The 24,194-nt window shown below is 68.6% G+C and carries 19 protein-coding genes; 8 read left to right on the top strand and 11 right to left on the bottom strand.

The genetic code is table 11. The features are described 5' to 3' along the window. Nucleotides 1-1,383, bottom strand: a complete 1,383-nt coding sequence (locus tag QE397_RS10325; protein WP_027506768.1) for a branched-chain amino acid ABC transporter permease — start codon at nt 1,381-1,383, stop codon at nt 1-3. Nucleotides 1,384-1,598: 215 nt separating this feature from the next. Here QE397_RS10325 and polA point away from each other — a divergent pair, with 215 nt between their 5' ends. Next, nucleotides 1,599-4,262: a DNA polymerase I gene (polA, locus tag QE397_RS10320; protein ID WP_056447950.1), complete on the top strand. Its 2,664-nt coding sequence runs from the start codon at nt 1,599-1,601 to the stop codon at nt 4,260-4,262. An 81-nt stretch (nt 4,263-4,343) separates the two neighbouring features. On the opposite strand, the gene trxA is transcribed toward polA, so the two are convergent. Continuing rightward, nucleotides 4,344-4,715, bottom strand: coding sequence for a thioredoxin (trxA, locus tag QE397_RS10315; RefSeq protein WP_027506766.1), 372 nt, complete (start codon nt 4,713-4,715; stop codon nt 4,344-4,346). 103 nt (nt 4,716-4,818) lie between these two features. After that, nucleotides 4,819-5,817, bottom strand: a complete 999-nt coding sequence (locus QE397_RS10310; protein WP_027506765.1) for a GlxA family transcriptional regulator — start codon at nt 5,815-5,817, stop codon at nt 4,819-4,821. Nucleotides 5,818-5,900: 83 nt separating this feature from the next. Here QE397_RS10310 and QE397_RS10305 point away from each other — a divergent pair, with 83 nt between their 5' ends. Next, nucleotides 5,901-6,026 carry a hypothetical protein gene (locus QE397_RS10305; RefSeq protein ID WP_261769712.1) on the top strand — a complete coding sequence of 42 codons (126 nt, stop codon included), beginning with the start codon at nt 5,901-5,903 and terminating at the stop codon, nt 6,024-6,026. 2 nt (nt 6,027-6,028) lie between these two features. Next, complete coding sequence (locus QE397_RS10300) at nt 6,029-6,922, top strand: DMT family transporter (RefSeq protein WP_307093189.1); 894 nt, start codon at nt 6,029-6,031, stop codon at nt 6,920-6,922. Here the strand turns inward: QE397_RS10300 and QE397_RS10295 are convergent. After that, nucleotides 6,912-7,454 (bottom strand): 2'-5' RNA ligase family protein, encoded by a 543-nt coding sequence (locus QE397_RS10295; protein ID WP_027506763.1) that lies wholly within the window; start codon nt 7,452-7,454, stop codon nt 6,912-6,914. The two genes, QE397_RS10300 and QE397_RS10295, sit on opposite strands and share 11 nt — an antisense overlap. Before the next feature lie 20 nt (nt 7,455-7,474). Between QE397_RS10295 and QE397_RS10290 the strand changes: the two genes are divergently transcribed. Further along, entirely contained in the window at nt 7,475-8,611 is a 1,137-nt protein-coding gene (locus QE397_RS10290; protein WP_222650462.1) for an isocitrate/isopropylmalate dehydrogenase family protein, read from the top strand. Between the two features lie 4 nt (nt 8,612-8,615). Here the strand turns inward: QE397_RS10290 and QE397_RS10285 are convergent, their stop codons facing one another. Beyond that, nucleotides 8,616-9,428, bottom strand: a complete 813-nt coding sequence (locus QE397_RS10285; protein ID WP_037186791.1) for a class I SAM-dependent methyltransferase — start codon at nt 9,426-9,428, stop codon at nt 8,616-8,618. A gap of 356 nt (nt 9,429-9,784) precedes the next feature. Here QE397_RS10285 and rpsA point away from each other — a divergent pair, with 356 nt between their 5' ends. Then, on the top strand, nt 9,785-11,263 hold the full coding sequence (gene rpsA, locus QE397_RS10280; RefSeq protein ID WP_027506761.1) for a 30S ribosomal protein S1: 1,479 nt from the start codon (nt 9,785-9,787) through the stop codon (nt 11,261-11,263). Nucleotides 11,264-11,442: 179 nt separating this feature from the next. On the opposite strand, the gene QE397_RS10275 is transcribed toward rpsA, so the two are convergent. Continuing rightward, on the bottom strand, nt 11,443-11,673 hold the full coding sequence (locus tag QE397_RS10275) for a hypothetical protein (RefSeq protein WP_081821417.1): 231 nt from the start codon (nt 11,671-11,673) through the stop codon (nt 11,443-11,445). A gap of 169 nt (nt 11,674-11,842) precedes the next feature. Between QE397_RS10275 and coaE the strand changes: the two genes are divergently transcribed. Next, a complete protein-coding gene (gene coaE, locus QE397_RS10270; RefSeq protein WP_307093187.1) occupies nt 11,843-13,060 on the top strand; it encodes a dephospho-CoA kinase in 1,218 nt (405 codons plus the stop codon). Nucleotides 13,061-13,067: 7 nt separating this feature from the next. Here the strand turns inward: coaE and QE397_RS10265 are convergent, their stop codons facing one another. Together QE397_RS10265 and QE397_RS10260 are read right to left on the bottom strand one after the other, a co-directional pair. Continuing rightward, nucleotides 13,068-13,589, bottom strand: coding sequence for a DUF402 domain-containing protein (locus QE397_RS10265; RefSeq protein ID WP_307093185.1), 522 nt, complete (start codon nt 13,587-13,589; stop codon nt 13,068-13,070). A gap of 23 nt (nt 13,590-13,612) precedes the next feature. Next, nucleotides 13,613-15,136, bottom strand: a complete 1,524-nt coding sequence (locus QE397_RS10260) for an ATP-dependent DNA ligase (RefSeq protein WP_307093183.1) — start codon at nt 15,134-15,136, stop codon at nt 13,613-13,615. A gap of 109 nt (nt 15,137-15,245) precedes the next feature. On the opposite strand from QE397_RS10260, the gene uvrB reads away from it, so the two are divergent. Continuing rightward, entirely contained in the window at nt 15,246-17,408 is a 2,163-nt protein-coding gene (gene uvrB, locus QE397_RS10255) for an excinuclease ABC subunit UvrB (RefSeq protein WP_027506756.1), read from the top strand. A gap of 57 nt (nt 17,409-17,465) precedes the next feature. Here the strand turns inward: uvrB and QE397_RS10250 are convergent, their stop codons facing one another. Together QE397_RS10250 and QE397_RS10245 are read right to left on the bottom strand one after the other, a co-directional pair. Further along, entirely contained in the window at nt 17,466-18,350 is an 885-nt protein-coding gene (locus QE397_RS10250) for an ABC transporter permease (protein ID WP_027506755.1), read from the bottom strand. Next, nucleotides 18,347-21,235: an alpha/beta fold hydrolase gene (locus QE397_RS10245; RefSeq protein WP_307093181.1), complete on the bottom strand. Its 2,889-nt coding sequence runs from the start codon at nt 21,233-21,235 to the stop codon at nt 18,347-18,349. Before QE397_RS10245 ends, QE397_RS10250 begins: the two co-directional genes overlap by 4 nt. A 127-nt stretch (nt 21,236-21,362) precedes the next feature. Between QE397_RS10245 and QE397_RS10240 the strand changes: the two genes are divergently transcribed. Continuing rightward, a complete protein-coding gene (locus tag QE397_RS10240) occupies nt 21,363-21,815 on the top strand; it encodes a universal stress protein (protein WP_027506754.1) in 453 nt (150 codons plus the stop codon). Nucleotides 21,816-21,871: 56 nt separating this feature from the next. Here the strand turns inward: QE397_RS10240 and QE397_RS10235 are convergent, their stop codons facing one another. Further along, nucleotides 21,872-24,157, bottom strand: a complete 2,286-nt coding sequence (locus QE397_RS10235; protein ID WP_307093179.1) for an ATP-binding domain-containing protein — start codon at nt 24,155-24,157, stop codon at nt 21,872-21,874. Between the last annotated feature and the right edge of the window lie 37 nt (nt 24,158-24,194).

Below are 24,194 nucleotides of genomic sequence, written 5' to 3'. Positions count from 1 at the left end.
TCAGCCGATCCTTTGCCGCGAGCCCAGGATGCCTTGCGGCCGGACGATGAGGATGACGATCAAGACGAGCAATCCTCCGATGTATTTGAGGTCGGGGTTGATCACGAGCGTCGACCACTGCACCAGCAGACCGACGATGACACAGCCGAGCAGGGCGCCGTACGCCGTACCGAGGCCACCGAGGGTGATGCCGGCGAACATGAGCAGGAGGAGCTTGAAGCCCATCTCCCACTGGACGCGTCCGCCGAGCTCGGAGAGCCCGAACAGCACGCCGCCCAGAGCGGCGAGACCGCCGCCCATGCACCAGACGAAGGTCACGACGCGCTCGACGTTGATGCCGGACGACGCGGCGAGATCGCGGTTGTCGGCGACGGCGCGCATGGCCTTGCCGATACGGGTCTTCTGCAGCATGAGCGCGACGAGCACGAGCACCACGACGCTGATGACGATGCAGGCGAGGTTGACGTCGGTGATGGCGAACGGCCCCCACTCACGCTGCACCTGCGCCTGATAGTCCTTGTAGGGCTCGGCGCGGTCGGAGAAGAAGATGAGGATCAGGTACCGCAGGGCGATCGCGAGACCGATCGAGACGACGAGTTGGCCGATGAGGCCGGTCTTGCGTCTGCGCAGCGGTCTCCAGAGTCCGGCGTTGTTCGCCCAGCCGACCGCCACACCGACGATCACCGCCAGGACGGTCGCCGGGATCAGCTGGATCCCGAGCTTCTGGTTGAAGACCCATGCCGCGACGGCGCCGAGCGTGACCAACTCGCCGTGGGCGAAGTTGGTGAGCCCGGTGGTGCCGAAGATGAGGCTCAGACCGATCGCGGCGAGCGCGATGACCAGTCCGAAGCGCAGCCCGTCGATGGTGGTGCGCAGGAACTTCTCGTAGAACGGGACGACCGTGGCGCTGCGTTCCTCACCGAAACTGAAGATGACGGTGTTGGCGCGACCTGCCTCCACGGTGCGTTCGACGTCGCCCTGCACGGAGACACCGTCGGGCAGGGTCTCGGGGTCGACGCGGAACGTGTAACTGCCGGGTGAGACCGGAAGTGTCCATCGCCCACCGGTTTCCGACGTGGTGCGAGCCACCTCGGACTCTCCGGAGTCGAGGGCCACGACGTCGACGCCGACGAGGCGTTCACCGGCGTTGTTCAGGCTGCCGCTGACGTTCACCGCGTCGGCGGGTGGAGCGGAGTCGGACTCGGAGCCGCTCGCGGGTGGGGAGCTCGAGCTCGGAGTGGGGGACGGAGTGGGTTCCTGGGCCAGGGCCGTTCCACCGAAGGTGGCTGCGGCGATGAGGCCGAGGAGTACGACGACGAGCGCGCGGACGAGGGCGGCGGTGGCCGTCGTTCGTCCGGGCCGTCGAGGACTCGAGGGGGGCACGGGGGTCCTCTCGGACGGTCGACTAACGCCGAGGAATCTCGGCTCTGCTTGCAATTGTCGGACTCTATCGGGCTCCGGGTATCGAGAACGGCCGCTTCGATTTCTTCGATGTTTCAGTCTTGTTTCGAAGCGGTCGACCGCCGACCACGCCCGTGTCGGTACGCCTCCCTAGACTGACCTGCGTGAGTCCAGTAACCGAGTCCTCGCCCCTCCTGATGCTGATCGACGGTCACTCGGTGGCGTACCGCGCCTTCTACGCCCTGCCCGCCGAGAACTTCAAGACCACCAGCGGGCAGACCACCAACGCGGTGTACGGGTTCACCTCCATGCTCATCAATCTGCTGCGGGACGAGTCGCCCACGCACGTCGGCGCGGCCTTCGACGTCTCTCGCCAGACCTTCCGAGCGGACAAGTTCCCGGAGTACAAGGCCAACCGCATCAAGACCCCCGACGAGTTCGCGGGCCAGATCGACATCACCAAGGACGTCCTCGGAGCACTGGGCATCCCGGTGATGGCGGAGCCGGGCTTCGAGGCGGACGACATCATCGCCACCCTCACCACGCAGGCGGTCGCGGCGGGGTACCGGGTGCTGGTGGTCACCGGCGACCGGGACTCGCTGCAGTTGGTCAACGACCAGGTGACCGTCCTCTACCCGCGCAAGGGCGTCTCCGACCTGACGCGGTTCACGCCGGCGGAGGTCGAGAGCAAGTACGGACTCACCCCGGCCCAGTATCCGGACTTCGCGGCGCTGCGCGGAGACCCCAGCGACAATCTTCCCGGCATCCCGGGGGTAGGTGAGAAGACCGCCACCAAGTGGATCCGGGAGTACGGCAGCCTCGAGGACCTGGTCGACAAGGTCGACACCGTGCGCGGCAAGGTCGGCGACGCGCTGCGCGCCAATCTCTCCAGCGTCGTCCTCAATCGTCAACTCACCGAGATGGTGCGCGACGTCCCTCTGCCGTACACACCGGATCAGCTGCAGCTGGCGCCGTGGGACCGCGAGCGCGTGCACGCGCTGTTCGACGATCTCGAGTTCCGTGTGTTGCGCGATCGGCTCTTCGCCACCCTCTCGTCGACCGAGCCGGAGGCGGAGGAGGGCTTCGAGGTGCGGGGCCGCGCGCTCGAACCGGGCGAGCTCGCCGAGTGGCTCGAGGCGCACACGCAGGACGGTGTCCGCACCGGGCTCTCCGTCGTGGGGACGCGGTCCCCGTTCGACGGTGACGCGTCGGCCGTCGCGTTCGCGTCGGCGGACGGGGAGGGCGCCTACGTCGAGACCATCGGGCTCACCGCCGAGGACGAGCAGGCACTCGCGGCCTGGTTCGCGAACGAGTCGCGGCCCAAGGCTCTCCACGAGGCCAAGTGGGCGTTGCATGCGCTGCGCGGTCGCGGATGGCCCGTCGCGGGGCTGACCAGCGACACCGCACTCGCGGCCTACCTGGTCCGCCCGGGGCAGCGGAGCTTCGCGCTCGACGACCTGTCGCTGCGGTACCTCAAGCGCGAGCTGCGCATCGAGGACGCCGGCGACGCCCAGCTGTCCCTGCTCGACAGCGAGGACGAGACGCAGGCAGCGGTGGCCGAGGGGGAGATCCTGCGAGCGCAGGCGGTGCTGGATCTCGCGGACGCGCTGGACCGTGAGCTCGACGAGATCGAGTCCGCGCCGCTGCTCTCGGACATGGAGCTGCCGCTGCTCGGCGTGCTCGCCACCGTCGAGAACACCGGCATCGCGATCGATCTCGATCATCTGCACGACCTGCAGAGCCAGTTCGCCGGGGAGGTGAGCGTCGCCGCCGAGGCGGCCTACGCGGTGATCGGCAAGCAGATCAACCTCGGGTCACCCAAGCAGTTGCAGGTGGTCCTGTTCGACGAGCTCGACATGCCCAAGACCAAGCGCACCAAGACCGGCTACACCACCGATGCCGAAGCGCTGCAGTCGATGTTCGAGAAGACCGAGCATCCCTTCCTCCGGCACCTACTCGATCACCGGGACGCCACGAGGCTCAAGGTGACGGTCGACGGTCTGCTCAAGTCGGTCAGCGACGACGGGCGCATCCACACCACGTTCAACCAGACCATCGCCGCGACGGGTCGGCTGTCCTCCACCGAGCCCAACCTGCAGAACATTCCGGTCAAGACGTCCGCGGGCCGTCGCATCAGGGAGGGCTTCGTCGTCGGCGAGGGTTACGACTCGCTGATGACGGCGGACTACAGCCAGATCGAGATGCGGATCATGGCGCACGTCTCCAAGGACGAGGGGCTCATCGAGGCCTTCAACACCGGCGAGGATCTGCACAGTTTCGTCGGGTCGCGCGCTTTCGGGGTGCCCATCGACGAGGTGACTCCGGAGTTGCGCCGCCGGGTCAAGGCGATGTCGTACGGACTGGCGTACGGGCTCAGTGCATACGGCCTCTCCCAGCAGCTCAAGATCTCCACCGAGGAGGCCAAGGAGCAGATGGAGGCGTACTTCTCCCGGTTCGGTGGGGTGCGCGACTATCTGCACGAGGTCGTGGAGGCGGCGCGCAAGGTCGGTTACACCTCGACTCTCTACGGACGTCGCCGCTACCTGCCGGATCTCACGAGCGACAATCGTCAGCGCCGCGAGGTCGCCGAGCGCGCGGCCCTCAACGCCCCCATCCAGGGCACCGCGGCCGACATCATCAAGGTCGCGATGATCGACGTCCAGCTCGGACTGGTCGAGGCCGGGCTCACCTCGCGGATGCTCCTCCAGGTGCACGACGAACTGGTGCTCGAGGTCGTCGAGTCCGAACGCGCCGAGGTCGAGGCGTTGGTCCGAGACAAGATGGCGCACGCCATCGAGCTGTCGGTGCCGCTCGACGTCTCCGTGGGAACGGGTCGCACCTGGGACGACGCCGCACACTGAGGCGACCACACGACGACGACGGCGGGCGACGGAATCTCTTCCGTCGCCCGCCGTCGTGGTGCGGGTGTCAGCCCGCGGTGGTCACTCGGCCGCGGCCTGCTGCTCCGCGATCTGCTTGCGGACGTCGTCCATGTCCAGGCCCTTGATCTGGCCGACCAGGTCCTCGAGCGCCGCCTGCGGAAGTGCGCCGGGCTGCGCGAAGACGAGGACGCCCTCGCGGAACGCCATGAGCGTGGGAATCGAGCGGATGTTCGCGGCGGCGGCGAGTCCCTGCTCCGCCTCGGTGTCGACCTTGCCGAACACGACGTCGGGGTGCTGCTCCGAGGACTTCTCGAACGTCGGGGCGAACTGCTTGCACGGTCCGCACCAGTCGGCCCAGAAGTCGACCAGAACGACGTCGTTACCGGTGACGGTCTCGTCGAAGTTCTGCTGGGTGAGGGTCTGCGTTGCCACGAGGATCCTTTCGTCGTGAGTGCCGACCCACCTCGCGTGGGCTCCGGCATGGTGTTCTGTCCACCGTCAACAGGCGGACCCGCGCCGTCATTCCCGAATTCGATCAGACCGAGACGGGCGCCGCCCGGAAGGTGCGCCGGTAGGACTGCGGTGTGGTGCGGCGTAGCCGCAGGAAGTGCTGGCGCAACACCGCCGCGGAACCGAATCCCACGGTGTCCGCGACGGCGTCCACCGACAGGTCACTTGACTCGAGGAGTCGCTGCGCCTCGAGAACGCGCTGATCGCTGATCCAGCGTGCCGGGGTCGTGCCCGTCTCCGCCTGGAATCGGCGAGCGAAGGTGCGGGGCGACATCGAGACGCGTGCTGCCAGGACGTCCACGGTGAGGTCCTCGCGCAGGTTCTCGGCGATCCAGTCGATGAGCGGGGCGAGGGTGTCCGAGTCGCAGGTGGGGACGGGCACCGCGACGTACTGGGCCTGGCCGCCGTCACGGTGCGGGGGCACCACCATGCGTCGTGCGATGCCGTTGGCCACCGCGGCGCCCTGTGTGGACCGCACGATGTGCAGGCACAGGTCGATCCCGGCAGCGGTTCCCGCGCTGGTGTAGACGTTGCCGTCCTGGACGTAGAGCACGTTCGAGTCGACCGTGGCGCCGGGAAAGCGCTCGGCCAGGCGCGCCGCATGGCGCCAGTGGGTCGTGCACCGACGTCCGTCCAGCAGTCCCGCCTCGCCGAGAACGAAGGCGCCGGTGCACAGGCTCGCGACGCGCGCGCCTCTCGCCACGGCAGCGCGCAACTTCTCGGCCAGCGGCTCGAGGTCGTGGCCGTCACCGGTGCCGCAGGCGAACGTGCCGTCCGGCGCCGTCGCGGTACCACCCGCGGACATGATGATCAGATCCGCGTCGTCGAGTCGATCGAGGTCGTACGGGACGTCGATGGAGTAGCCGAACCGAGTGCGGATCGGGTCGGGGACGGCCGCGATCAGCGAGAAGTCGTAGACCGGCAGTCCGTCGTCCGACCGGTCGAATCCGAAGACCTCGCACGCGACACCCAGTTCGAACGCCTCGGTCAACGGCAGGAGCGGGACGACCACCTTCGTCAGCATGTCGCCCAGTATGGCAGGAAAACGACGAAATATGTCATTACTGCCACTGTTGGTGGAATCCGCTGCGACGGAGTATTTCTCGCATGACCTTCTTCCTCGTTCTCGCGACAGTCCTGCTCCTCCTCACTGTCCTGGCCGCCCTCGCACTCGCGGATCGGACACCCGACACCCATGCCGAGGTGACCCGCCACGGCGACTACCGTTTCTGATCGTGCTCGTACTGCAGTTCCTGGCCACCGCAGCGGTGTGGGGCGCGAGCTTCCTGTTCATGAAGGTGGGCCTCGAGGGGCTGAGCTTCGTCCAGGTGGTGCTGGCGCGACTCGTCCTCGGTGCGGCCACACTGCTGATCCTGTTGCGTCCCATGCATGTTCGACTCCCGCGGCGAGGAGTCGTGTGGCTCCACTCGACGTTCCTCGCGGTGGTGCAGTGCATCCTCCCGTGGCTGCTGTTCGCGTGGGCGGAGCAGGAGATCGACTCGGCCACGGCATCCATCGTCAACGCGACGACGCCGCTCATGACGACGGTGCTGGCCTTCGCCGTTCTTCCCGCCGAACGGCCGACTCTGCTGCGCGCCGCGGGCCTCCTGATCGGCTTCGCCGGCATCGTCGTGGTGTTCGCGCCGTGGGAGAGCGGTCTGAGTGGCAGCCCGCGTGCGCAGCTGGCGTGCCTCGGCGCCACCGCGTCCTACGGTGTCGCGCTGGTGTACCTGCGTCGGTTCGTCATCCCGCTGGGTGTGCCGTCGTTGGCGGTGGCGACGATGCAGATCGGTCTCGCCGCGATGATGATGCTGGTCGCGGCACCCGTGGTGGCGAGCGACGCGGTGCGTCTCGACGTGCCCGTCGTCGCGTCGACGCTCGCGCTCGGCTGTGCCGGCACCGGGCTGGCCTTCCTGTGGAACACCAACGTCGTGACGGGATGGGGACCGTCCGCCGCGTCGACCGTGACGTACCTCAGTCCCGTCGTCGGCATCGCGCTCGGCGCCCTCGTGCTCGACGAGTCGGTCACCGCGAACGCGGTGCTCGGTACCGCGCTCATCATCGTCGGGGTGGTGGTCACGACGAGGCGCCGAGCCGCCTCGGTGGCCGCGCCGCCTGTCACCCGATGAGCCAGTCGGCTCTCGCGTCGCCGTCCCAGCGACGGACGGCCGACACCTCGGCGTCGACGTCCTGAAGATCGGTCACGAGATGCGATGCCGCGGAACCGATGTCCTCGGGACGTGCGCGCATCGCCAGGGTCACGTGCGGAGTCCAGTGCCCGGGTTCGAGATGCGGGGGAATGCCGGGCGAGTCGGCGAGCGCCTCGTACACCCGCGCGTGCAGATCCAGGAGAGCCGCGGTCGGCACGACGGAGCGGGCCAGGACCGCCCGCGATCCGCCGAAGACCACCAACCCGCCGAGGCGTACCGACTCGGGGAACCGCCACGACCCGGCGTCTCGTCCGTCGGCGATCAGAGCGGCGAGCCGGCGCTCGGCGACGTCGTCGATCCTCGACGCGACCGCGATGGTGACGTGCGGACGGTTGGACGCCCCCGCGTGGCGAGCCTGACTCGGCAGGCCCAGCTCGGCGAGGTAGTTCCACTCGCGCCGGATCGCATCGTCGCTGCGCTCGTCCAGGAGGAGTTCCACCGACTGCACCATGATGGGTAATGATGGCGGCCATGACGAGTGCAGCGCATCCCGGGGCCTCACGGTCCGACGACTCCGGTGCCGGTTCGCGCCGCGCACCGCACCGCATCGGTGTCCTGCACGGCGACGGCATCGGCACCGAGATCGTGCCCGGGACCGTACAGATCGTCGATGCGGCCGTGCAGGCCCTGGGTGCCACGCCCGTCGAGTGGGTGGAGCTGCCCTTCGGTCGTGCGGCACTCGACGAGTTCGGCGACGCGGTACCGCCGCGCACCCTGAGCGCGTTGGCAGAGTTGGACGCCTGGGTCCTCGGACCGCACGACAGCGCGTCCTACCCCGAGGAGACGCGGGGGCAGCTGACGCCGGGTGGTCGCATCCGCAAGGAGTTCGATCTGTACGCGAACATCCGGCCGGCACGCGCGTTGCCGGGCGTGCGGGCGACGAGTCCGGACATGGACCTGGTCGTCGTCCGGGAGAACACCGAGGGCTTCTACGCCGACCGCAACATGGCCGTCGGATCCGGGGAGTTCATGCCCACTCCCGACGTCGCCCTGGCCGTGGCGGTGTTCACCCGTCGAGCGTGCGAACGCATCGCCGAGCAGGCGTTCGCCCTCGCGGAGACTCGTCGGCGTCACGTGACCGTGGTGCACAAGACGAACGTGTTGCGGTTGACGACGGGGCTGTTCAAGGACGTGTGCATGGAGGTGGCCGAGCGGCACCCGGACGTCGAGGTGGACCACGAGCACATCGACGCCCTCACGGCGAAGCTCGTGCGGTCGGGGGAGACCTTCGACGTCCTGGTGGCCGAGAACATGTTCGGAGACATTTTGTCCGACCTCACCGGCGAGTTGGCCGGGTCGCTCGGGACGGCACCGTCGATCAACGCCTCGGACACCAAGGTGATGGCTCAGGCCGCCCACGGCGCGGCCCCCGACATCGCGGGCCGCAACCGCGCCAACCCGACGGCGCTGCTGCTGTCGGTGGCCGCGATGCTCGAGCACCTCGCGGCGGGACCCGGGCCCGCCGATCACGCACGGGTGGGTGAGCGGATCCGCGCGGCGGTCGAGGCGACCATCGCCTCGGGAGTCGGTACCGCGGACATCGGGGGACTCGCGTCCACGAGCGAGTTCCTCGAGACGGTCGACGCCCACGTGGTGCGCGGTCTGTGACAGGTCAGGCGGTGCAGCAGAAGATCGCGGTGCCGGGGAAGAGCTCTCCACGCAACGGCGACCACTGACCCCACTCGCGATCGAGCCACTCCGGCCAGTCGGGTTCGACGATGTCGACCAGAGTCAGCCCGGCGGCGACGATCTCGCGAACGCGGTCGCCCACCGTGCGATGGTGCTCGACGTAGGTGGCGGTGCCGTCAGGATCGAACTCGGCGTACGGCGTGCGGTCGAAGTAGGGGATGGTGGCGGTCAGCCCGGCCGGGCCCGGATCGTCCGGGAAGATCCACCGCATCGGGTGGTTGACCGAGAACACCCACCGTCCGCCGGGGCGCAACACGCGCCGGACCTCACGCATGACTCCGGCGGAGTCGGCGACGAACGGGATCGCGCCGAAGGCCGAGCACACCACGTCGAAGGACGCGTCGGCGAACGGCAGGTTCTCCGCGGAGGCCTGGATCAGTGCGGGTGACGCACTGCCGGGGGACGATGCCTCGCGGGCCGCGATCGCCGCAGCGCCGTGCGCCAGCATCCCGGCCGAGATGTCGAGGCCCGTCGCGCGGGCACCGTGACTGGCCAACCAGCGCGAGCAGGGCGCGGATCCGCATCCGATCTCGAGCACGTCGCGCCCCTCGACGTCACCGAGCAGGTGCACGTCGCCCTCGTGCAGACCCTCGGGGCACCACACGAACTCGCCGGCCTCGCTCGTCACGCCGAGGAAGTCGCCGTGGGTGCGATGGTACTCGTCGGAATCCTGGTCCCACCAGGACCGGGACGCCCGCTCGGAGGATCGGGAGTCGACGCGGCGGCGACCGGGCAGCGGCTCCGAGGGGGCCGCCTCGGCAGCGGGAGCGTGGCCGGGCGTGGACCCGGTCGGACGTGCCGGAACACCGAGATCGCCGGGGGTTTCTGTGGACACGCGCAACACGGTAACCGGGTTTGCTCGGTGCGCGGGGCACCGAGTAGTCTTCGATACGCGAATGTCTGTCTTCGCGTGCACGTGGTCGGACTCCCGCTCGTCGGCGAGGGTCCGTGGCGTGTCCGGGGGGACTGCGTCGTGTCTCGTCTCCCAGCGCTCAAGATACGGCAGCACGCGTGTCCTGTCCGCAGGAAGAACGAGTCTGTCCGACCGAACATCCATCCACCGACCCCAACCCGTCCGGAGCAACTCACCACATGGCCTCATCCACCGTCACCTCGCCGCAGGTAGCCGTCAACGACATCGGCTCCGCCGAGGATTTTCTCGCCGCGATCGACGCGACGATCAAGTACTTCAACGATGGCGACATCGTCGAGGGCACGATCGTCAAGGTCGACCGTGACGAGGTCCTGCTCGACATCGGTTACAAGACCGAAGGCGTCATCCCCTCTCGCGAGCTCTCCATCAAGCACGACGTCGACCCCAACGAGGTCGTCTCCGTGGGCGATGAGGTCGAAGCTCTCGTCCTCACCAAGGAGGACAAAGAGGGTCGTCTGATCCTGTCGAAGAAGCGCGCACAGTACGAGCGCGCCTGGGGCACCATCGAGGAGCTCAAGGAGAAGGACGAGGCCGTCAAGGGCACCGTCATCGAGGTCGTCAAGGGTGGACTCATCCTCGACATCGGTCTCCGTGGCTTCCTTCCCGCGTCGCTCGTCGAGATGCGTCGTGTCCGCGATCTCCAGCCGTACGTCGGCAAGGAGATCGAGGCCAAGATCATCGAGCTCGACAAGAACCGCAACAACGTCGTCCTCTCGCGCCGTGCATGGCTCGAGCAGACGCAGTCCGAGGTGCGCAGCGAGTTCCTGCACCAGCTCCAGAAGGGCCAGGTCCGCAAGGGCGTCGTGTCCTCCATCGTCAACTTCGGCGCGTTCGTCGATCTCGGCGGAGTCGACGGCCTGGTCCACGTGTCCGAGCTGTCCTGGAAGCACATCGACCACCCGTCCGAGGTCGTCGAGGTCGGCACCGAGGTCACGGTCGAGGTTCTCGACGTCGACCTGGACCGCGAACGTGTCTCCCTGTCGCTCAAGGCGACGCAGGAAGACCCGTGGCGTCAGTTCGCCCGTACCCACGCGATCGGTCAGATCGTCCCGGGCAAGGTCACCAAGCTGGTTCCCTTCGGTGCGTTCGTGCGCGTCGAAGAGGGCATCGAGGGCCTGGTCCACATCTCCGAGCTGGCCGAGCGCCACGTGGAGGTCCCGGACCAGGTCGTCACCGTGGGCGACGACGCGCTCGTCAAGGTCATCGACATCGACCTCGAGCGTCGCCGCATCTCGCTGTCGCTGAAGCAGGCCAACGAGGACTACAGCGCCGAGTTCGATCCGTCCAAGTACGGCATGGCCGACTCGTACGACGAGCAGGGCAACTACGTCTTCCCCGAGGGCTTCGATCCCGAGACCAACGAATGGCTCGAGGGCTTCGACAAGCAGCGCGAGGAGTGGGAAGGCCGCTACGCCGAGGCGGAGCGTCGCCACAAGATGCACACCGCGCAGATGGAGAAGACCGCAGCCGACGAGGCGCAGGAAGCTGCCAACGCAGCGGCCGGCTACTCATCGGAGACCGGTACCCCGTCCGCACAGGGTGCACCGGCGGCAGCAGCTCCCGAGTCCACCGGCGGATCGCTCGCCAGTGACGCTCAGCTCGCCGCTCTGCGCGAGAAGCTGTCCGGCGGAGCCTGATTCGCCGACCCGGCGGAGCATGATCCGCTGATCGACCGCTGAACGAGAGAAGCCCCGAACCGCACAGGTTCGGGGCTTCTCCCGTTCGTGGCACCGGCACCCGACCGGCTCCACACACGAGAGAAGGCCCGATCCGCGCAGGATCGGGCCTTCTCTCGTGTGGTCGGTGGTGCGGTGGGTCAGCTCGCTGCGGCTGCACTCCAGCCGGTGCCCATCTGCACGCCGCGCTTGCGCATGGACGCGAAGCTGTGGCGAGCAGGGCTGATGAGCGAGGTGAACCAGTTGCGGCGATGTTCCGCCAGCGCATCGGCGACCTGAGGGATCAGGATGCAGTGGACGCCGTCGGACATGCCCAGGCGGTGCCGTCCGGACTGCATCCGACCGACTCCCTCTCCCGCAATGGTGTTCATGCCCGTCCTTTACCTGTCGAGTACCGTCTCGCGGAGCCTTCCGGAGAAAATACGAAAGCCTGTTGTGCGCCTCGAAGATAACCGACAGGTTGGGAAACATGGTGCATTTGAGACTGGTGATTCGCGGCGTGTTGATGCGCTGCGCGCCGGACTCGGCCACACTGGGTGCGTGTTGAGAATCGGATTGACCGGTGGAATGGGCGCGGGGAAGTCGACGGTGTCACGCACCCTCGCCGACCTCGGCGCCGTGGTGGTGGACGCCGACAAGATCGCGCGCGAGGTCGTGGAACCGGGCACGCCCGGACTGGCCGCCCTCGTCGAGCGCTTCGGCGGGGACATCCTGGCTGACGACGGCAGCCTGAATCGACCGGCGTTGGCGGCCAAGGCCTTCGGGGACGAGGAATCCCGCCTCGCTCTGAACGGCATCCTGCACCCCTTGATCGGGCAGCGCACGACCGAACTCGTGAACAGCGCTCCGCCGGACTGCGTCCTGGTGCACGACATCCCGTTGCTCGTCGAATCTCGCACCGCCGCAGCCTTTCACCTCGTCGTGGTCGTCCACGTCGAGGCGGAGGAGAGGGTGCGACGGCTGGTGGCCTCGCGTGGACTGAACGAGGACGACGCCCGCGCCCGCATCGCAGCCCAGGCGACGGACGAGCAGCGCCGCGCCGCCGCCGACGTGTGGCTCGACAATTCCGGGACACCGGAGGCGTTGGAGGCCACCGTCCGTGAACTCTGGGCCGATCGTCTCGAGCTCTTCGCGGCCAACCTCCGCTCGGAGACCGTGGCCCGGACCGCCCCCCGCGTGGTGCCGGCCGACCCGATGTGGCCCGCCGAGGCACAGCGCGTGATCGATCGTGTGCGCCTCTCCTGCGGCAACCGAGCGCTACGGATCGACCACATCGGATCCACCGCGGTTCCCGACTTCCCGGCGAAGGACGTCCTCGACATCCAGGTGACGGTGGCGGATCTCGCCACCGCGGACGCACTGCGCGATCCGTTGACGGCGGCCACCTTTCCGCGCATCGAACACATCACGGCCGACGACCCGAAGCCGTCGGCGGTGCCGGGGGAAGCCGATCCTGCACTGTGGGAGAAGCGTCTGCACGGCGCAGCCGACCCGGGCAGACCGGTGAACATCCACCTCCGGGTCGACGGGTACCCCGGACAGGTCTTCGCGCTCATGTTCCGAGACCGGCTTCGCGCCGACCCCGGCGCTCGGGAGGCGTACCTCGACGTGAAGACCCGTGCTGCCTCGCGAGCCGCGGAACACGGCGAGTACGTGGAGGCCATCGAGGCGTACGTGGGGGAGAAGGCGCCGTACTTCGACACTGTGTATCCCGAGGTCGTGGAATGGGCGGCTCGGACGGGGTGGAAAGCCGACTGATCGCTCCTCAGCGATCCGCCCAGTGGGTCGTCATGCCGAGAGCGGCGAGCCATCCGTCGACGTCGTGGTTCGCCGCCGCGATTCCGTCCACGGCGTCGGACGCCCGACGGATGGCGGCCTCCGTCGTCCGCGCGTCGAGCACCCCGGTGCTGTGCGCGACGAGCAACTCGTCGACGTCCAGGAGCTCGGCGTCGCGGCCGGTACGGACGACGATGTCGAGGTAGTGGTCGACCGAGTGCCACACGTTCCCGTCGCGGACGAACTCGCCGATGTCGACGTAGTGATTCTGGTCGCGGACATGCGTGGGCAGGTAGTGGAAGATCGACGCGCGGATACCCAGGCTGGGGACGATCCACGACTCCAGGTAGTCGAAGGACGGATGGTCCGACGGACGGGCCATGTAGAGCCCCCAGTCGGTCGTCTCGTACACGTCGACCGGGCGGACGACACCTTTCGGATCGGTGTTGGTGCGTCCCGCGACGTCGAACACCTCGACCTTCGGTGGGTGCACGTGTGCCAGACCCGTCATGGTCCGCACCGTACCGCGCACCGTCACGGAGCGGGCGGCGCGAACATGCTGCGCACGCCGTCGAGCGTGTCGGCGTCCGCAGCCACCTTGTCGTCGCGGTAGCGGACCACGCGCGCGAATCGGAGTGCGATGCCGCCCGGATAGCGCGAGGAACGCTGCAGTCCGTCGACCGCGATCTCGACGACCTGCTCGGGCCGCACGTGCACCACGTGCGAGGTCCGTCCCGTCTCGAGAGCCAGGAACCGCTCCGTCTGCCAGGCGAGCATCTCGTCGGTCATGCCCTTGAAGGTCTTGCCCAGCATCACGAACCCGCCGGCAGGATCCACTGCGCCCAGGTGGATGTTGGACAGCAGACCGGACCGGCGACCGGATCCCCACTCGACTGCGAGCACCACCAGGTCGAGCGTGTGCACCGGCTTCACCTTGACCCAGGCGGCGCCGCGCCGTCCCGCGTCGTACGGCGCATCGAGGTTCTTGACGACCACACCCTCGTGACCGGACGCGACCGCCGACGCCGCGAACGAGTCCGCGGCCTCGAGGTCGGCCGTCACCAGCCGCGGCACACGGTTGCCCTCCGGGATCAGAGCGTCGAGAACGGCCAGCCGCTCGTGCAGCGCACGGTCCAGCAGGTCCTCACCGTCCAGGTGCAGGATGTCGAAGAAGAAAGGCGTCACGGCCACACCCGTCGACTGCGCTGTGCGGGACGCCGTCTCCTGGAAGGCCCGCGGACGTCCCTGTTCGTCCAGGGCCAGTGCCTCGCCGTCGAGCACCACGGAGGTGAGCGGCAGGGCGCGCACGAACTCGACGACCTCGGGCAGGCGTGCGGTGATGTCGTCGAGACTGCGGGTGCTGATCGAGACGTCTCCACCGCGACGGTGGACCTGCACACGGATGCCGTCCAGCTTGGTGTCGAGCGCCACGGCGCCGGCGGCGCCACCGGCCGCCTTCGCCACACCCTCGGCCACGGTGGGGGCGCTGGAGGCCAACATGGGGAGCACTGCTCTGCCCACGGTCAGTCCCAGCTCCGCGAGTGCCGCAGACCCGCCGGTGAACGCGGCCGTCGCGGCCGTCACCGTGGATCCCGACAGCATCGCGGCCCGGCGCACCTCGGGGAGCGGGACGTCGGCCGCGGCCGCCACGGCTTCCTGGACCAGCGCGTCGAGCGCACCCTGGCGGACCTCACCGGTGACCACGCCGCGCAGCCAAGTCTGTTCCGTGTCGGTGGCGCCGCCGAACAGAGCGGACACCGCCGCCGCGCGTGCTGCCTGCGATCCCGGACCCGCCATCGTCGAGACGGCGTCGAACGCCGCGTCGACGGCGGCGACCGTCAGCGTCGGTGCGTCGGCGGCCGGGGGAAGAGTGGCGACGCTGCGCCAACCCAGGCCGGTACGGCGTTGACGCAGAGTGCCGGACGCGTAGAGCGTCACCAGGGCGACCTCCTCGGGAGCGCACTCGGACAGCAGCGCGGCGAGCGCCACGACCTTGGCCTTGCGGGACCGGGTGGCGGCCACCGTGGCCGAGGTCTCGACGACGCGTGCGAGCAGCATGGGCCCATTGTGACGCGCAGGTCCGACAGCGACGGTCGGTGTACCCGCGGCCGGGTCGTGTGACCCGCCGAACGGCGACTGTGTCGGTGGTCGGGCCTACTCTGGTGGTATGGCTTTTGCAGCTGAACAACCCGTCCTGGCGCACTCCGAGTTCCGTCCCGTGGGCGACATCGAGCGCAGCGATCGTCCCTTCGAGGTGGTCAGCGAGTACAGCCCTGCGGGCGATCAGCCGACGGCCATCGCGGAGCTGACCAAGCGGGTCCAGGCGGGCGAGAAGGACATCGTGCTCCTGGGCGCCACCGGCACCGGAAAGTCGGCCACCACCGCGTGGTTGATCGAGCAGGTGCAACGGCCCACGTTGCTCATGGCGCCCAACAAGACGTTGGCTGCGCAGTTGGCCAACGAACTGCGAGAGATGTTGCCCAACAACTCCGTCGAGTACTTCGTCTCGTACTACGACTACTACCAGCCCGAGGCCTACATCGCCCAGACCGACACCTACATCGAGAAGGACTCGTCGGTCAACGACGACGTCGAGCGGCTCCGTCACTCGGCGACGGCGAATCTGCTGTCCCGTCGCGACGTCGTGGTGGTCGCCTCGGTGTCGTGCATCTACGGTCTCGGCACACCGCAGTCCTACGTGGACCGGTCGGTGCATCTCGAGGTGGGGCAGGAGGTCCCGCGCGACAAGTTCCTCCGGCTGCTCGTCGACGTGCAGTACACCCGCAACGACATGGCGTTCACCCGCGGATCGTTCCGTGTGCGCGGCGACACGGTCGAGATCATCCCGTCCTACGAGGAACTCGCCGTCCGTATCGAGTTCTTCGGTGACGAGATCGAGGCGCTGTACTTCCTGCACCCCCTCACCGGCGACGTGGTGCGCCAGGTCGACAGCGTGCGCATCTTCCCGGCGACCCACTACGTCGCCGGGCCCGAGCGCATGGAGCGTGCGGTGCGGGACATCGAGGCCGAGCTCGAGGAGCGGCTCGCCGATCTGGAGGGCAAGGGCAAGCTGCTCGAGGCCCAGCGGTTGCGCATGCGTACGCAGTACGACCTCGAGATGATCAAGCAGGTCGGCTTCTGCTCCGGCATCGAGAACTACTCGCGCCACATCGACGGGCGACCTGCCGGGACTGCGCCGGCCACACTCATCGACTACTTCCCGGACGACTTCCTGCTCGTCATCGACGAGTCCCACGTGACGGTGCCCCAGATCGGTGCCATGTACGAGGGGGACATGTCGCGCAAGCGCAACCTCGTGGAGTTCGGCTTCCGGCTGCCGTCGGCCACCGACAATCGCCCCCTGACGTGGGAGGAGTTCACGCAGCGCATCGGGCAGACGGTGTACCTGTCGGCCACCCCCGGCAAGTACGAGCTGGGACAGAGCGGCGGTGAGGTCGTCGAGCAGGTCATCCGCCCGACCGGCTTGGTCGACCCCGAGATCGTCGTCAAGCCCACCAAGGGCCAGATCGACGACCTCGTGCACGAGATCCGCCAGCGCACCGAGAAGGACGAGCGCATCCTGGTCACCACGCTGACCAAGAAGATGGCGGAGGATCTCACCGACTACCTCCTCGAGCTCGGTATCCGGGTGCGCTACCTGCACTCCGACATCGACACTCTCCGACGCGTCGAGCTGCTACGTCAGCTCCGGCTCGGCGAGTACGACGTGCTCATCGGCATCAACCTGCTCCGTGAGGGTCTGGACCTCCCGGAGGTCTCCCTCGTCGCGATCCTGGACGCCGACAAGGAGGGCTTCCTGCGCAGCGGGACCAGCCTGGTGCAGACCATCGGCCGTGCGGCCCGAAACGTGTCCGGCCAGGTGCACATGTACGCCGACAAGATCACCGACTCGATGCAGTACGCCATGGAGGAGACCGAGCGTCGCCGCGCCAAGCAGATCGCCTACAACGAGAAGATGGGTGTGGATCCGCAGCCGCTGCGCAAGAAGATCGCCGACATCCTCGACCAGGTGTACGAGGAGGCGGAGGACACCGAGGCCACCGTGGACATCGGTGGATCGGGCCGCAACGCGAGCCGTGGCCGGCGGGCGCCCGGCGAGGCGGGACGAGCCGGCAGCAGCGGTGTCGTGGAGGGGCGCGACGTCTCGACCATGCCGCGCGCCGAGCTGGCAGACCTGGTCAAGCAGCTCACCGATCAGATGATGAACGCGGCGCGCGAACTTCAGTTCGAGCTGGCAGGCCGTCTGCGCGACGAGATCCAGGACCTCAAGAAGGAGCTGCGCGGGATGGACGCCGCGGGCCTGTCCTGACCCGTCCTCGCACACGAGAAGGCCCGGCACCGACGGACACGGTGCCGGGCCTCGTCGTCAGCTCGTGATGTCCTTCGTCGCGAATCGTCGCCACGCGATGATGCCGAAGATCGTGGCGTACGCGAGCGAGGAGAAGGCGCCGTCGAGCAGGTCGTTCCACGACAGCGTCGGTGACAGCACGCCCGTCCACGACGTCGAGTAGTGGCCGGGCAACAGGTTGCGCAGTGATCCCAGTGCCGTGATCTGATCGAGGATCTGGGCCACGATCGACACCATCACCGTGCCGCCGACCGCGCCCAGGGGCGCGTCGGTGGACACCGACAGGGCGAGTGCCAGCCCGGCCACCCACGTCAGATTGATCGCGATGAAGACGACGCCGATCGCGAGCCTCCCGATCGACAGCCCGAACGACAGGGCATCGCCGAAGGGTGACACCAGCGACCCCAGGCCGTACAGCACGCTGCCCAGGATGAGCGACACCCCCACGAGCGTGAGCAGCGCGGCGAGCGACAGGATCGCCGACACCAGGGCCTTCTGTCGCAGCAGCCGACCTCGCGGAACAGGAACCGCGAGCAGGTAGCGCAAACTCGACCACGATGCCTCGCTGGCGATCGCGTCGCCGAAGAACAGCGCCACCACCACGATCAGCAGGAATCCCACCGACACGAACAGGGCGAAGACGAGAAAGTTCACCCCGCTCTGCGTGCCCAGGTCGATGAGGCTCCCGCTGGCGGTGTCGGAGTCCGACCCGCCCACCGTGAACGCGATGGCCATGATGACGGGCAGCAACGCGAGGAAGCCCAGGGACAACTGGGTTCTCCGCCGCGTGAACTGCCGCGTCAGCTCGGTCCGTAGCGACAGCGTGCCCGCGGGGGTGTACCCCGCGACCCGGCCGTCCGGATGCGCCGCGGTGGTGGTCGTCGGTCGACTGTCGGCGCTCATGTGGTCGTTCCGTTCCCCGAGGATGCTTCCGCCGCATGACGGAGTCGGTCGGTGTCGTCGTGCACGAGGTCGAGGAAGACGTCCTCGAGTCGTGTCGATCGCGACGCGGAGGAGACGCCGATACCGGCGCCCACCAACGTCCGCACCACCATCGCGGGATCGAGCACTCCGAGCTGCGCCTTGATCGCGCCCTCCGGTTCCGCCTCGACGACCTCGCCCATGCCGTCGATGCCTCGCAGCACCGAGACGGCATCGGCGGGCCGATCGACACGGAACTCCAGCGGACCGCTCGCGCCGATCAGATCGTCGACCGTCCCGGAGCTGATGACGACGCCCTTGTTCATGACGACGACGTGCGTGCAGGTCTGCTCGACCTCCGCCAGCAGGTGGCTGCTGACCAGGACCGTGCGTCCCGTCTGCGCGTAGCGGATGAGGACGTCGCGCATGGTGCGGATCTGGGGCGGGTCGAGCCCGTTGGTGGGTTCGTCCAGGACCATGAGGTCCGGGAGTCCGAGCATCGCCTGCGCGATGGCGAGCCGTTGCCGCATGCCCTGGCTGTACGACCGGACCTTGCGGTGGATCGCCGTGCCGAGGTCGGCGATCTCGAGTGCCTCCTCGAGATGGGCGTCCTCCGCCGGTCGGCCGGTCGCCTTCCAGTACAGGTCCAGGTTCTCCATCCCCGAGAGATGGGGAAGGAATCCGGACCCCTCGACGAAGGAACCGAGTCGGGACAGGACCGGCGCCCCCGGAGAGACCAGGTGCCCGAAGACCCGGATCTCGCCGCTGGAGGGCGTGATGAGGCCCATCAGCATGCGCAGCGTGGTGGTCTTGCCGGCGCCGTTGGGGCCGAGGAGCCCGAGCACCTGCCCCGCGCCGACGCGGAACGACACGCCGTCCACCGCGCGGAAGCCGTTGGAGTAGCTCTTCGCGAGATCGGTGATCACCAGCGGGACGTCCACCAGCGACTCGTCCACCTCGGCGACGGTGCGACGCCGGGAGATGAACGATGCGAGAGCGACGAGGGCGGCGACCAGCACGGCGAGCCCCGCGATGCCCACGACGGGGACCCACGGGAACGTCGACTCCGCGTTCTCGGCGGGTACCTCGGGCAGCGCGAGCGTGGCGTCGGAGAGTGTGACCGACACCGCCGCGGGCTCGAGCGGGACGGCGTAGGCCTGGTCGGTGGTGGAGAACGCCACCTCGACGCGATTCCCGGCGGCGACCTGGTATGCCATGCCCGGCAACGTGACGTTCACCGCGGAGGGCTGGTCGGACGGGGGGACCCGCACCGCGGACACCAGGCCGTTGGGCAGAGTGCGTCGACCGTCGTCGGACACGTCGTACAGCTTGGCGAAGAGCACGGTGCCGCTCGGCGAGGTGGTCGGACCGACGGTGACGGACACCGACGACGTACCGACGATCGTGTACGACGAGTCGAGCGGCTCCGTGACGAACGACGCGGTCTGTCCCGGGATGTCGCCCGTCAGGAGTGCGCTCGCGGCCCCGCCGAGCCCGGCCGCGGCGCCGCCGAGGACCGAGGCGGAGCCGACCCCGGGCAGAGACGTGAGAGCAGCCGGGGACCCACCGGGCGGCCGGACGACGGTCTGAGTGTCGTTGCCGGTGGCCGAGGTGAGCGGGAAGTCCTGGCGTTCGGTCGGAGTGGCGTCCGAGAGCCCCGGATATGCGGCGGCGGTGAGCTCGCGAGCCCGATCGCCCTGGTCGGTCGGATCGCCCGCCAACGCGTACGTGAACGCCGAATCGGCGCGCGGGGAGTCGGTCCCGTCCCCGATCAGATGCTGCACCAGGAAGTCCGCGACCGCACCGTCCGCGGTGGAGTCGGTCCCGCCGGCATCGTGGCCGCCGTCGAACCACCGCACCTGGACCGAGCCACCGGCCGCCGCGATCTGCCGCGCGGTGGCGTCGGCCTGGTCGAGTCCGAAGAGGGTGTCGCGCTGGCCCTGCACGAGCAGGGTGGGTGCGGTGATCGAGGAGGCGAACGACCGGGGCGAGCGCGCACGCAGCAGTTCGCTGGTGGCCTCGGACGGTTGTCCGCTCACCGCGGACTCCGCGTACGCGAGACACACCTGGAGGGCGAACCGGCCGCATGCTCCAGCGGGGGCGGTCGATGTCGGAGCGTCGCCGGCTCCACCGGGAACGGGGGCCGCACCGGCGCCGAAGAAGATGCCGGCCCAGCCGCGCTTCAGGACGCCGGCGTCGCTGCCCTCGGACACGGCGGGTGTCGGTGCCTGCGACGACGGCTCGGCCACCGAGTAGTTGGGAAAGAGGGACTGGTTCAGGTCGTTCCACGTGATCGAGGCGGCGTCCGCGTCGATGCGAGGATCGGTTCCGGCCGCCATGAGCGCGAGCGCGCCGCCGTAGGAACCACCGGCGACGCCGACCCGAGGGTCACCCGGGGAATCGAGTTGCACCTCGGGGCGAGTGGCCAGGTAGTCGATCAGCCCGCGAGCGTCGGCCACCTCACGATCGGGATCGTTGAGGCCGATGCTGCCGGTGCTGAGGCCGAAGCCGCGCGCGCTGTACGCGAGGACGACGAGCCCTCGCGACGCGAGATCCCGTGCCTGGGCGGCCACCGAGTTCTTGTCGCCGCCGAAGCCGTGGGCCAACAACACCGCCGGTACGGGCCCGTCCGTGTCCGGCAGGTACAGCGTCGTGTCGATGTCGACGGTGGCACTGCTGCCCGGACTCTCCGGCAGTGTGCGGACGGCGTCCTCGGTCCGCACCGACGACGCGGAACCGTTCGAGTCGCGCAGAAGTGCGAACGACGCCACGGCGAGGGCGAGGACGACGAGCACCGCGACGACGACGATCACCGGTCGTCCGAGCGTCGAGGCGCGTCCGGGCAACCGGAATCGGGGTCGTGGCATTACTTCAATGTATGCGAGGGGAGAGACACGTGCTTTCGACCGGAAGCCGCGTCGGGCGGTCGCCGCTGCGACTAATGTCTCGAATCGACACTCGATGATCGTCGGGACATGACCACTGGAGGAATGTATGAGCGCTTACCGCAACGTCGTCGTCGGAACCGATGGCTCCGATTCGTCACTGCGGGCCGTGGAGAAGGCGGCAGCGCTGTCGGGCGATTCCGCCGCGACGCTCTACATCGCGTGTGCGTACTACCCGGCGGACTCGAAGGCGTCCTCGCAGGACGCGGACGCACTGAAGGACGACGCGTACCAGATCACGGGATCCGCTCCGACACAGGAGATTCTGCGTGTCGCGCGGGAGCGTGCGGTGGCGGCCGGCGCCTCGTCGATCGAGGAGCGTCCCGTGGTGGGCAACCCCGTCGACTCGCTGCTCGAGCTCGTCGGCGAGGTGAAGGCGGATCTGCTCGTGGTGGGAAACCGTGGACTGAACTCGCTCACCGGCCGCCTGCTCGGCTCGGTTCCGTCCGATGCGGCTCGCAAGGCGCGCTGCGACGTGTTGATCGTGCACACCACGCACTGACGCTCGAACCACCGCTGGATGCCGTCACGGCACGATCCGTTCGTGCCGTGACGGCATCACTGCGTCACGGGGGCGATGGGTCCCATCACGTCCGGTAGCGGCGATGTGTGGACGATTCCCAGCCGCTGTGTCGCGCGCGTGAGCGCGACGTACAGATCGTTCAGGCCGCGGGCCGAGTCGTCCACGATCCGTGCGGGTTCCACGATGAGCACCGAGTCGAACTCGAGTCCCTTCGCGTCGCGCACCGTGCACACCCGGACGTCGTCGGCCCCCAGGTGTGCGAGCCGCGCGGCGATGTCCGCGGGTGCCAGCACCGCCGACATCCCCGGGCGCGGATGCGCGGCGACGTGGCGTTCGACCGCCGACACCAGATCGTCCTCCGTGACTCGATGCGCCCACGGCGTCTCACCGTTGTCCCGCACCGACCGCGGGATCGATGCGGCCGGGTCGAGCGTCGAGAGAACTCGCCGGGCGATCTCCATGATCGCCGCGGGGGTGCGGTAGTTCACGGTGAGTTCGGTCAGCTTCCACCGTTGCGCCACATAGGGGCCCAGGACGTCCTGCCAGGACGAGGCACCCGCCGTGTCGCCCGTCTGGGCCACGTCGCCCACGAGGGTCATCCATCGATTGGGTATGCGGCGCATGACCATCCGCCACGCCATCTGCGAGAGTTCCTGCGCCTCGTCGACGATGACGTGGCCGTAGGTCCACGTGCGGTCGCCGGCCGCGCGTTCGGCCGCCGTCAACCGGCGTCCGTGCCCCTGACGCTGGGCGAGTCTGTCGGCGTCGATGAGGTCGTACGCCATGAGGATCTCCGGATCGAGTTCGTCCTCGAGATCCTGCGGTGCCGATCCGGTCAGGATGTCGAGAGCGCCCTGGGCGTCCTCGATCTGGGCGCGCCAGCGACGCTGTTCCCGTTCGCGTTCCGCGGCGTCGTCGATACCCAGGAGCTCGGCGAGCTCGTCGAGCAGGGGAGCGTCGGCACCGCTGAAGCGTCCGTCGTCCGACCGTTCGAGGGCGGCACGGTCCTCGGGGTCCCACCCCGGTGCGGCCGTCCGCAGCCGTTCGGCCGAGGCCAGCAGCCCGGCGAGAACGTCCTGGGCGGACAGCTCCGGCCACAGTGCGCCGATCGCACCCATCAGTTCGGGGCTCTCCCGCATCTCGTCGCGGATATCGGCTATGTCGTCACGGCTCAGCAGATTCGACCCGTCGAGCACGTCACCGCCCACGATGGCGGCGAACTGGTCGGCGAGCAGATCGATCATGGTGGACACGAAGATCGGTCGAGCGAGGTTGTGGGGTCGACGCGAGGACCGCGCTCGTCCCCGTGCGCGCGTGACCATCTTGCGGTCGATCCGCAATGTGTAGGTGTCGAAGTCGACCGACACCGGCTCCGGCGGAAGCTCCTGACGGTCGCGCACGGCGGCGATCAGGACGTCGACGATGTCGAGGGAGCCCTTGAGTTCCGCCGCGCGCGCGGAGTCCTCGCGGCTCGCGTCGACACCCGGGTACAGATCCCCGATGGTCGACAGCAGCACCCCCGTCTCGCCCAGGGAGGGCAGCACCTGGCCGATGTAGTCCAGGAAGGTGCTGTTCGGTCCGATGATCAGCACGCCGCTCTTGTCCAGCTGCTTGCGGTACGTGTACAGCAGGTAGGCGGCGCGGTGCAGGGCCACCGCCGTCTTGCCGGTGCCGGGACCACCCTGCACTACCAGGACGCTGCGATGCGTGGACCGGATGATGTCGTCCTGCTCGCGCTGGATGGTCTCGACGATGTCGTTCATCTGTCCCGTGCGTGCGGCGTTGAGCGCGGACAGCAGAGCACTCTCACCGGCGACACCGTCCGATCCGGTGGCGACGCCGGCGTCCTGCGCCGTCCGGAGGTCCAGGTACTCGTCCGCCACCCCGGTGACGCGTCGACTGCGCGTCCGGATGTGGCGACGGCGTACGACGCCCTCGGGGGCGGCGGGCGTGGCGAGATAGAACGGGCGGGCCAGCGGGGCGCGCCAGTCGTAGAGCAACGACTGGTAGTCGTCGTCCTCGTCGAGGATGCCGACACGGCCGATGTAGCGCGGCGCGTCGTCCTCGACGTCGATCCGGCCGAAACACAGACCGTTCTCGGACGCGTCGTACTTCGCGATGTCGTCGTTGTAGAGAGCCGAGTAGGACTCGCGTTCGCTGCGCGCCTGCGGTGTCCCGCCCGTCTGGAGCAGGACGGCGCTGAGCCGGGACCGTGCATAGGTCCGCAGAGCGTCGAGGCGGTCGTAGAGCAGGGTGACGCGCTGTTGTTCCTGATCGAGGTCGGCGTCGTGCAGATCTGTCGGGGTGCCCTGATCCGGCACATGGTCTCCTGTACGCGAGTGGGGCGGGGTGACGAGG

Source organism: Rhodococcus sp. SORGH_AS_0301 (assembly GCF_030818285.1).
Classification (GTDB): domain Bacteria; phylum Actinomycetota; class Actinomycetes; order Mycobacteriales; family Mycobacteriaceae; genus Rhodococcoides.
Note: the sequence above shows the minus strand (reverse complement) of the source record. Positions and strands in the feature narration are given on the sequence as shown.